The organism is Allobosea sp. 67-29, from assembly GCF_001898115.1.
GTDB lineage: Bacteria > Pseudomonadota > Alphaproteobacteria > Rhizobiales > Beijerinckiaceae > Allobosea.
In genome coordinates this window covers 10898-19221 of sequence record NZ_MKSQ01000008.1, presented here as the reverse complement: position 1 = coordinate 19221, position 8324 = coordinate 10898, and the positions used below count along the sequence as shown (strand labels likewise).

Below are 8324 nucleotides of genomic sequence, written 5' to 3'. Positions count from 1 at the left end.
CCCCGCCGTGAACCCTGCGATCAAGATCACCAACATCATCGCCCTGCTGCTGCTGGCGATCCTGGCGCATTCCTGATCGCAGGCCACGCCGAAGTTGTTCGACCCGCGGCGCAAGCCGCGGGTTTTTCTTTTGCTGACAAAAACTTGCGTCATCAGATTGAATCGAGCCGGCAAGCGCTTGAATCAAGCGCGCAAGCTACGGCGGGGAGCGTAGTGTTGCCGCATGTCGTCAGACGGCGGTGATGGCATGGTTCGGCCGACCCAGGAGGAACCATGTCGACGCAAGCGTTCGAAACACCCGCCGCTGCTCCCAGGCGCACCGCCGAATTCGCGCTCCTGCTGCTGCTGGCGACGCTTTGGGGCGGCTCCTACACCTTCATCAAAATCGGCGTGGAGACGATCCCGCCGCTGACCCTGATCGCCGCCCGCACCCTGGTCGCAGGGCTGATCCTGCTCGCGGTGATCCACTGGCGCGGCCTGCGGATGCCGCGCGACCTGACTGCCTGGCGACGCTTCCTTGCTCAGGCCCTGCTCAACAGCGTCGTGCCCTTCACGTTGATCGCCTGGGCCGAGCGCAGCGTCGATGCCGGCCTCGCCTCGATTCTGAACGGCACGACGCCGGTCTTCGTCTTCCTGATCTCGCTTGTGTTGTCGCCGGGGCGGTCTCCCGACTGGCGCAAGGGGCTCGGTGTTGCAGCCGGCGTCGCCGGCATCAGCCTGATCGTCGGATTCGATGCCTTCTCGGGCCTGGGCTCGCAGGCGATCCCGCAGCTCGCCATCGTTGCGGCCACCATTGCCTATGCCTGTGCGGCGCTGTTCGGCCGGCATTTCAACGGCATGGACCCGCTGCTACCGGCGGCCGGCTCGATGCTGGCCGGCACGGCGCTGCTGATTCCGGCGGCGCTCCTCGTCGACAGGCCCTGGACGCTGGCGCCCTCGCGGGAATCGCTGATGGCTCTGCTGGCTCTCTCGGCGTTCTCGACGGCGCTCGCCTTCGCCATCTATTTCCGGCTGATCCGCTCCCTGGGCTCGGTCGGCACGACGGCGGTGTCTTATCTGCGCGTGCCAATCGGTGTAGTCATCGGCCTGGTCTTCCTGGGCGAGCGCCTGCAGCCGACCGCCTGGATCGGGCTCGGCCTTGTGATCGTCGGCGTCATCGCGATGACGCTGCCGTCGCGCGGCCGACCGGCGGCGGCCTGAGGGCGAGGCACGATCGGAAAAGAAAAAGCCCGCGGCTCGCACCGCGGGCTTTTGCGATCGCTCGAATGGGCTGCGTTCAGCCGCCGAGCGGGTTGAACTTGGTGACGCCGCGGAACAGGTTGCGCAGGAAGCTCTGCTCCTCGCCTCCGGCCGGCGTGGTGCGGCTGATGAAATCGAAGATCACGCCGTCCTGCAGGCCGTAATTGGCGATGCGTTCGACCTTGAAGCCCTTGTTGAAGTAGATCACCAGCACCTGCTGATCGACGACCTGCGGGTTCTGGAACTGGAAAAGCCGGTGCACCTTCTGGCTGATGTAGTAGAAGGTCCTGTTGCCCACGGTCGAGGTCGTCGACGGCGTGCCGAGGATCTGCAGGACGGACTGCACGTCCATGCCCGGCTTGACCTGGGCGATCAGCGCGTCGTCCATCACGAAGCCCCGGGTGAACTCCTCGTTCATCCCGGTCGAAGTCGGCAGCACGAACCCGCTGGCGTCGGGGCCGCAGCCGGCCAGCGCCAGAGACGAGGTCGCGATGGCTCCGAGCAGGGCAGCGCGGCGGGTAATACGGGTCATGCGGGCACGATCCAAAGGCGGGGCGGCCGGCGACGGTCGGATGACCGGTCCAAGCCGCTTGTCAAAAGGGTCACGGTTGGCGTAACGCCCGAGGATGGCTTTGGCAAGGCAAGGACGCCCGCAACGCAGCCGGGCGAAGGCGAAGGTGTGATTTTCGGCTGGTTCGGCAAGCGTGCGCAGCGGCGCGCACCGGTGGACGCATTGTTCGGGCGCGTCGCGGAAGCCTCGCGACGGCCCGCGCTCTACACGGCGGGTGGCATTCCCGACACCTTCGAGGGGCGTTTCGAATCGCTGGCCTTGCACATGTTCCTGGTGCTGAGGCGGCTGCGCGAGCTGCCGCCGCCTGCCGGCGATCTGTCGCAGGAACTGATCGATGCCTGCTTCGCCTATCTGGAGCTGGGCTTCCGCAACGGCGGCGTCAGCGACATCGCCGTACCGAAACGGATGAAGAAGATCGGCCAGATGTTCTATGGCCGCGTTCAGGCCTACGAGGCGGCCTTCGCCGCGCCCGAAGCCGAAATGCTGGTCGAGAGCTTGCGCCGAAACGCCTCTCACGAAGGCGCCGTGGTCCTTGCGGCCTACCTTCGCGGAGCCCAGATCGAGTTGGGCGGCCTCGATGTCGAGGCGCTCCTGCGCAAAGAGGCGCTGTTTCCCGTCTTCGAAACTCAGGAGGCCGTGCATGACGCCTGATCATGGGCACGCCGGGCCTTTCCGCCACCCCGTTCGCGTCGAGACGATCCGCCCGCGCGGCACGGAGATCGTGCTGGAGGCCGATGCGGCGCAGTGTGTCGCCATTGCCGCCGCACTCGAATTGCCCTCCGTGGAGAACCTCGGCGCACGCTATCTGCTGATGCGCAACGGCGAGCGGGTCAAGCTCGAAGGCCGTATCGAAGCGCGGCTTCAGCAGACCTGCGTCGTTACGCTCGATGCGTTTCCGGTCGTGCTCGACGTGCCGGTGAAGCTCGATTTCGTGCCACCGGACGACCCGCTTCTCGCGGTACGCGGCGGCGAATCGGATGATGGCGACATCGACATCGAGGTCATGCTCAACGAGCAGGACCCTCCCGAACCGATCGATAACGGGGTCATCGATCTCGGGGCGGTCACGGTCGAGTTCCTGGCCCTCTCGCTCGATTCCTATCCGCGCAAGCCCGGTGTCAGCTTCGAGGCGCCGGCGGCGCAGGATGAGGAGCCCTCGCCCTTCGCGGCGCTTGCGAAGCTGAAGCGGGACGCCACGTGATGCAACCGAGTTCGATGTCGCGCCCTGTCGCGCAAGGGCCAGGAGCTGCCACGGCCGAGACGGGGCGGGCCGCCCTGGCGGCTTGCGACTTGAACGCAAACCGCTATTGTCCGGCCGGCAATGAGCCGCCCCGGATCGAAGGTCGGCCGCTCCCGGGACAAACCAGAAATCCATGACAAGACCGGTTACAATCGCGCTCGATGCGATGGGCGGAGATCACGGCCCTTCCGTCGTCGTTCCCGGCGCCGCCCTGATGCTGGAACGGCGCCCGGATGCGCGCTTCGTCATCTTCGGTGACGATAAGCAGGTGCTGCCGCTGCTCGACGAGCATCCGAAGCTCAAGGCAGTGACGACGTTCCATCACACCGAGATCTCGGTGAAGATGGACGACAAGCCGAGCCAGGCCCTGCGCTATGGCCGCTACAAGTCGTCGATGTGGCGCGCCATCGACGCGACCAAGACCGGCGAGGCGGACGTCACCGTTTCCGCCGGCAATACCGGCGCGCTGATGGCGATGTCGAAATTCTGTCTGAAGTCGATGGCGCAGGTCGACCGGCCGGCGATCGCCTGCCTGTGGCCGACGGCGCGCGGGGAGAGCATCGTGCTCGATGTCGGCGCCACGATCGGTGCCGATGCCCGCCATCTCGTCGATCTGGCGGTGATGGGCGCGGCGATGGCGCGGGTGGTCTTCGATCTCGACCGGCCGACGGTTGGCCTGCTCAATGTCGGTGTCGAGGAGATCAAGGGTGTCGAGGCGGTGAAGGAGGCGGGCCGCATCCTGCGCGAAGGCAACCTGCCGCATCTCGCCTATCACGGCTTCGTCGAGGGCGACGATCTCGGCAAGGGCACGGTCGATGTGGTCGTGACGGAGGGCTTCACCGGCAACATCGCGCTGAAGACGGCCGAGGGGACCGCGCGTCAGGTCACCTCCTATCTGCGTGCGGCGATGGCGCGTTCCCTCATGGCGCGGATCGGCTATCTCTTCGCTCGCGGCGCCTTTGCTGCCCTGCGCGAAAAGCTGGACCCTCGCAAATCGAACGGCGGCGTCTTCCTGGGGCTTGAGGGCATCGTCATTAAGAGCCATGGCGGCACGGACGCCGTCGGTTTCGCCAGCGCCGTCGAACTCGGCTATGAGATGGCGCGCGAGGACCTGATGGCGAAGCTGCGCGAGATGGTCGCAGCGAGCACGGAACCGGCCCCGTCGACCGCGCAGCCGGTCGAGGCCGAATAGGGAAATCCTTTCTTGTCCACCTTGCGTTCCCAGGTCATCGGTTGCGGCTCCTATCTCCCCGCCCGCATCCTCACCAATGCCGAGCTCGCCACCCGTGTCGACACAAGCGACGAGTGGATCGTCCAGCGCACCGGCATCCGTCAGCGCCATATCGCCGCCGATGACGAGCCGACCTCCGTCGTCGGGCTCAGGGCAGCGCAGGATGCGATCGCAGATGCCGGCATCGACCCCTCCGAGATCGATCTGATCATCGTTGCGACCGCGACGCCCGACCACACCTTTCCCGCGACCGCGACGCAGATCCAGGCGGCGCTCGGCATCACCGGCGGCGCCGCCTTCGACGTCCAGGCCGTCTGCTCGGGCTTCGTCTTCGCGCTGGCGACGGCCGACAAGTTCCTCACCACCGGCGGCGCCAACACGGCGCTCGTGATCGGCGCGGAGACCTTCTCGCGCATCCTCGATTGGGAGGACCGGGCCACCTGCGTGCTGTTCGGCGACGGCGCCGGCGCGCTGGTGCTGCGGGCGGTTGCCGGGGAGGGGACGCTGGCCGATCGCGGCGTGCTGACGACCCATATCCGCTCGGACGGGCGCTACAAGGACAAGCTCTATGTCGACGGCGGTGCCGGCTCGACGAAGACCGTCGGCTTCCTGCGGATGGAAGGCAAGGAGGTCTTCCGCCATGCCGTCAACAATCTCGCCGAGACGGTGCGCCATACCTTCGAGCAGACCGGGTTGTCGGGTGCCGACATCGACTGGTTCGTGCCGCACCAGGCCAACCGCCGCATCATCGATGCGACGGCCGACAAGCTCGGCATCAGCCATGATCGTGTGGTGCTGACCGTCGACCGGCACGGCAACACCTCCGCTGCCTCGATTCCGCTGGCCTTGGCCGAGGCGTATAAGGATGGGCGCATCAAGCCGGGCCAGCTCGTGCTGATCGAGGCCATGGGCGGCGGGTTCACCTGGGGATCGGCCTTGATCCGGTGGTGAGCCGACTTCCGAAAACTGCACAATTTATGATGTTTTGAAGCCGATACGGGCTCGTTTCGGGCGCAAATCTGGTAAATCCAGTGTTCGAGGATTGACCGGGGCTGCACGGGCGCCTAGCGTCCGCCGTCCGTATTTGGCGAAAGGTGGTGGCCCGAAAAGGCCGCTGCCGACAATCCGCCTTTGGAGGATATGAATGTCGGGGCAAACGGTGACTCGCGCGGATTTGTGCGAGGCTGTCTACCAGAAGATCGGGCTGTCGCGGACTGAGGCGTCGAAACTGGTCGAGACCGTGCTCGACGAGATCTGCGATGCGGTCGCCCGTGGGGAAAACGTCAAGTTGTCCTCCTTCGGTTCGTTCGTCGTGCGAGACAAGGGCGAGCGAATCGGGCGTAATCCCAAGACGGGTGTCGAGGTCCCCATCGAGCCGCGGCGTGTGATGGTGTTCAAGCCCTCGAACGTGATGAAGGCCCGCATCAACGGGCAGTTGGGTGAGGGTGAGGCTGAGTGAATCTGGAGTTCCACGCCGCCGAAGCGGACGCGGAGGCCGAGATGGACACCAAGAGCCCGGATGCTTTCCGAACCATCAGCGAGGTCGCGGAAGACCTCGATGTTCCGCAGCATGTGCTGCGTTTCTGGGAAACCCGCTTCTCGCAGATCAAGCCGCTGAAGCGCGGCGGCGGCCGCCGCTACTATCGTCCCGACGATGTCGCCCTGCTCAAGGGCATCCGTCGCCTGCTGTATGGCGAGGGCTATACGATCAAGGGGCTGCAGCGCATCCTCAAGGAGCAGGGGCCACGCCATGTCCAGGCGATCGGACGCGGCGCGCCGGTCGGCCCGGCTCAGGATGCCAGCCGACCTGACTCGGAGGGGCTCGCCGGCTCGGCACAGTCCGCACATGACAGGCCATCGACCAGGCCGGCGGTTCCGGAAGGTCTCGACGACATCACGGTCCTGACCGCGGTGATGGCCGAGCTCGGCGAGTGCCGCCGCATTCTCGAGAATGCGCTGAAACCGGCGGAGGAGCCGGCTTGAGCGGCGGCGGTGGCTGGTCGTCGCTCCCGGATTGACATATCGTCTGATCCGCAAGCGCGATCCGGCGCTTGATCGGCGCAGCCCGCGCATTAACTTGGTGCCCGAGGACGCCCCCGGGCGGGCGGCACCTCTTTTCCCACAGGCGTGGACGACCTCGCCGGATTTCCGAGGAGGCTCGTCATGGCCTGGCTCTATCTTTTCGTTGCGGGACTGTTCGAGGTCGGTTGGGCGATCGGCCTTAAATACACGCACGGCTTCTCGCGCCTTTTGCCGACCGTCTTCACGCTCGCCAGCATGGCGATCAGCCTCGGCCTGCTCGGGCTCGCCCTCAAGAGCCTGCCGGTCGGCACCGCCTATGCGGTCTGGACGGGCATCGGCACGATCGGCACCGCGATCCTCGGCATAGCCCTGCTCGGCGAGCCCGCGGGCGCGCTCAGGCTGGCCTGCATCGGCCTCATCGTGGCCGGCATCGTCGGGCTCAAGCTGGTCTCGCCCTGACGAGGCCGGCTAGCGGCGGTGAAAGGCCTCGGGCCAGTAGCCACCGCGTTCGAGGGCAACGATCAGGACAATGATCGCGAGCGTGACCACGAGGGTCATCAGCTTGGCGTTCCAGGGCGCGCCGCGCCCGATCAGCCAGATCAGCGCGAGGCCGGCGATGAGGGGGATCAGGATCTCCATGGCGTCACTGTAGCGGCGCCGGCGCCGCGCGAAAACCGCCCCTCCGCGACACCGGCCGGTGCGATCTCCGCAGCTCTCGGAACAGTCCCTCCCGGCTGGCGTTCTCCGCGTGGGGAAGCGCATGCCCGCGCGGCATGCCGGCCTGTCTCTCGAACCCATCAGCGACAGGAGGACGGAATGGGACTTTTCTCGAAGGATATCAAGACGATGGACGATCTCTTCGTGCATCGGCTCCAGGACATCTATTACGCGGAGAACCAGATCTACAAGTCACTGCCGAAAATGATCGACCAGGCCAGCGAACCCGAGCTTCGCCAAGGGCTGGAGCAGCACCGGGCCCAGACCGCGAACCACATCAAGCGGCTTGAGCAGGTCTTCAAGCAGCATGGGGCGGAGGCGAAGGCGGTCGACTGCCCGGCGATCGACGGGATCCTCGAGGAGGCCGACGAGGTCGCCGGCGAAGTCGCCGACAAGCCGGTCATGGACGCGGCGATCATCGCTGCGGCCCAGGCGGTCGAGCATTACGAGATCACCCGCTACGGCACGCTGGTCGCCTGGGCGAAGCAACTGGGCCGGGAGGATTGCGCGGCCTTGCTGAAGCAGAATCTCGATGAGGAATATGCCGCCGACGACAAGCTTTCGCTTCTCGCCAAGTCCGGCATCAACAGCCGGGCCGCCGCCTGACAGCCAGCCTCAGGCGGATGACGCGGCGTCGGTGGTTCCTGCCGCCGGCGCCGCTCCCTTTCCGGGCAGTCTGTCGCCCTCGACGAGCGGCTTCAGGCGCGCGAGTTCGGCCCCGGCGAAGTCGAGGAACAGCCTCACGCGTGGCGTGTGCCTGAGATCCGGATGGGTCAGCAGCCACAGATCGGCGGAGAGGTCGGGATCCGGCTGGTCGAGGCGAGTCAGTCCCGGTCGGGTGTCGCCGATGAAGCAGGGCAGGAATCCAATGCCGACGCCCGCCTCCACGGCTTCGGCGAGGCCCAGCACCGTGTTGAGCTTGTAGACGATCCGTTCGGGGGAGACATGACGCGCGAGGTAGCGGACCGCGCTCATCATCGTGAATTGTTCGCCCAGCGACACCCAGCTGCGATCCCATAAGGCTTCGGCGAGAGGCGGGTTCGGCCCGGGAAAATCGGTGGCGCGGCCGTAGAGCGCCCAGGCGATGCGGGCCGGCTTGCGCCCGATCAACGTCTCCGGCGGATTGTCTGTGGCGCGGATGGCGATGTCGGCGTCGCGCTTGGACAGATTCGCGGCCTGGTTGCCGATCAGGACATCGAGCCGGATATCCGGGCATTGCGCCAGGAACTTCGCGAAAATCGGCGTCAGCAGGTCGACCAGGAGCGTGTCGTTGGTCGCGATGCGCAGCTCGCCGGCGGGTTTGA

Annotated in this window: 13 protein-coding genes; 10 read left to right on the top strand and 3 right to left on the bottom strand. The window is 66.2% G+C overall.

Annotated features, from left to right (window positions below; genetic code table 11):
• Together BGO20_RS23660 and BGO20_RS06710 are read left to right on the top strand one after the other, a co-directional pair.
• Nucleotides 1–76 (top strand): hypothetical protein (locus tag BGO20_RS23660; protein WP_465246016.1); only part of this gene is annotated, 76 nt, incomplete at its 5' end.
• Between the two features lie 197 nt (nucleotides 77–273).
• On the top strand, nucleotides 274–1200 hold the full coding sequence (locus BGO20_RS06710; RefSeq protein WP_291660921.1) for a DMT family transporter: 927 nt from the start codon (nucleotides 274–276) through the stop codon (nucleotides 1198–1200).
• A 76-nt stretch (nucleotides 1201–1276) separates the two neighbouring features.
• On the opposite strand, the gene BGO20_RS06705 is transcribed toward BGO20_RS06710, so the two are convergent.
• The gene (locus tag BGO20_RS06705; RefSeq protein ID WP_291660919.1) at nucleotides 1277–1771 is read right to left on the bottom strand and encodes an outer membrane protein assembly factor BamE; all 495 of its coding nucleotides are present in this window, start codon (nucleotides 1769–1771) and stop codon (nucleotides 1277–1279) included.
• Between the two features lie 192 nt (nucleotides 1772–1963).
• Here BGO20_RS06705 and BGO20_RS06700 point away from each other — a divergent pair, with 192 nt between their 5' ends.
• From BGO20_RS06700 to sugE, 7 genes are all read left to right on the top strand, one after another.
• Complete coding sequence (locus BGO20_RS06700; RefSeq protein WP_291660918.1) at nucleotides 1964–2461, top strand: ubiquinol-cytochrome C chaperone family protein; 498 nt, start codon at nucleotides 1964–1966, stop codon at nucleotides 2459–2461.
• Nucleotides 2451–3011: a YceD family protein gene (locus BGO20_RS06695; protein ID WP_291660916.1), complete on the top strand. Its 561-nt coding sequence runs from the start codon at nucleotides 2451–2453 to the stop codon at nucleotides 3009–3011. The genes BGO20_RS06700 and BGO20_RS06695 overlap by 11 nt, the downstream gene beginning before the upstream one ends.
• A 172-nt stretch (nucleotides 3012–3183) precedes the next feature.
• Nucleotides 3184–4242 (top strand): phosphate acyltransferase PlsX, encoded by a 1059-nt coding sequence (gene plsX / locus BGO20_RS06690; RefSeq protein ID WP_291660914.1) that lies wholly within the window; start codon nucleotides 3184–3186, stop codon nucleotides 4240–4242.
• Nucleotides 4243–4254: 12 nt separating this feature from the next.
• A complete protein-coding gene (locus BGO20_RS06685) occupies nucleotides 4255–5232 on the top strand; it encodes a beta-ketoacyl-ACP synthase III (protein WP_291660912.1) in 978 nt (325 codons plus the stop codon).
• Between the two features lie 193 nt (nucleotides 5233–5425).
• Nucleotides 5426–5740 carry an integration host factor subunit alpha gene (locus BGO20_RS06680; RefSeq protein ID WP_291660910.1) on the top strand — a complete coding sequence of 105 codons (315 nt, stop codon included), beginning with the start codon at nucleotides 5426–5428 and terminating at the stop codon, nucleotides 5738–5740.
• 41 nt (nucleotides 5741–5781) lie between these two features.
• Nucleotides 5782–6264 carry a MerR family transcriptional regulator gene (locus BGO20_RS06675; protein WP_291660908.1) on the top strand — a complete coding sequence of 161 codons (483 nt, stop codon included), beginning with the start codon at nucleotides 5782–5784 and terminating at the stop codon, nucleotides 6262–6264.
• 180 nt (nucleotides 6265–6444) lie between these two features.
• Nucleotides 6445–6762, top strand: a complete 318-nt coding sequence (gene sugE, locus BGO20_RS06670) for a quaternary ammonium compound efflux SMR transporter SugE (RefSeq protein WP_291660906.1) — start codon at nucleotides 6445–6447, stop codon at nucleotides 6760–6762.
• Between the two features lie 9 nt (nucleotides 6763–6771).
• Here the strand turns inward: sugE and BGO20_RS06665 are convergent, their stop codons facing one another.
• The gene (locus tag BGO20_RS06665; RefSeq protein WP_291660904.1) at nucleotides 6772–6942 is read right to left on the bottom strand and encodes a hypothetical protein; all 171 of its coding nucleotides are present in this window, start codon (nucleotides 6940–6942) and stop codon (nucleotides 6772–6774) included.
• Between the two features lie 177 nt (nucleotides 6943–7119).
• Here BGO20_RS06665 and BGO20_RS06660 point away from each other — a divergent pair, with 177 nt between their 5' ends.
• Nucleotides 7120–7626: a YciE/YciF ferroxidase family protein gene (locus tag BGO20_RS06660; RefSeq protein ID WP_291660902.1), complete on the top strand. Its 507-nt coding sequence runs from the start codon at nucleotides 7120–7122 to the stop codon at nucleotides 7624–7626.
• 9 nt (nucleotides 7627–7635) lie between these two features.
• Here BGO20_RS06660 and BGO20_RS06655 read toward each other — a convergent pair.
• A partial coding sequence (locus BGO20_RS06655) for a substrate-binding domain-containing protein (RefSeq protein WP_299857135.1) occupies nucleotides 7636–8324 on the bottom strand: 689 nt, incomplete at its 5' end.

What these genes read in the sequence shown, in the direction of transcription:
- BGO20_RS06710 (WP_291660921.1), top strand. Translation starts at nt 274, where the DNA reads ATGTCGACGCAAGCGTTCGAAACACCCGCCGCTGCTCCCAGGCGCACC.
- BGO20_RS06705 (WP_291660919.1), bottom strand. Translation starts at nt 1,771, where the DNA reads ATGACCCGTATTACCCGCCGCGCTGCCCTGCTCGGAGCCATCGCGACC.
- BGO20_RS06695 (WP_291660916.1), top strand. Translation starts at nt 2,451, where the DNA reads ATGACGCCTGATCATGGGCACGCCGGGCCTTTCCGCCACCCCGTTCGC.
- plsX (WP_291660914.1), top strand. Translation starts at nt 3,184, where the DNA reads ATGACAAGACCGGTTACAATCGCGCTCGATGCGATGGGCGGAGATCAC.
- BGO20_RS06680 (WP_291660910.1), top strand. Translation starts at nt 5,426, where the DNA reads ATGTCGGGGCAAACGGTGACTCGCGCGGATTTGTGCGAGGCTGTCTAC.
- BGO20_RS06675 (WP_291660908.1), top strand. Translation starts at nt 5,782, where the DNA reads ATGGACACCAAGAGCCCGGATGCTTTCCGAACCATCAGCGAGGTCGCG.
- sugE (WP_291660906.1), top strand. Translation starts at nt 6,445, where the DNA reads ATGGCCTGGCTCTATCTTTTCGTTGCGGGACTGTTCGAGGTCGGTTGG.
- BGO20_RS06665 (WP_291660904.1), bottom strand. Translation starts at nt 6,942, where the DNA reads ATGGAGATCCTGATCCCCCTCATCGCCGGCCTCGCGCTGATCTGGCTG.
- BGO20_RS06660 (WP_291660902.1), top strand. Translation starts at nt 7,120, where the DNA reads ATGGGACTTTTCTCGAAGGATATCAAGACGATGGACGATCTCTTCGTG.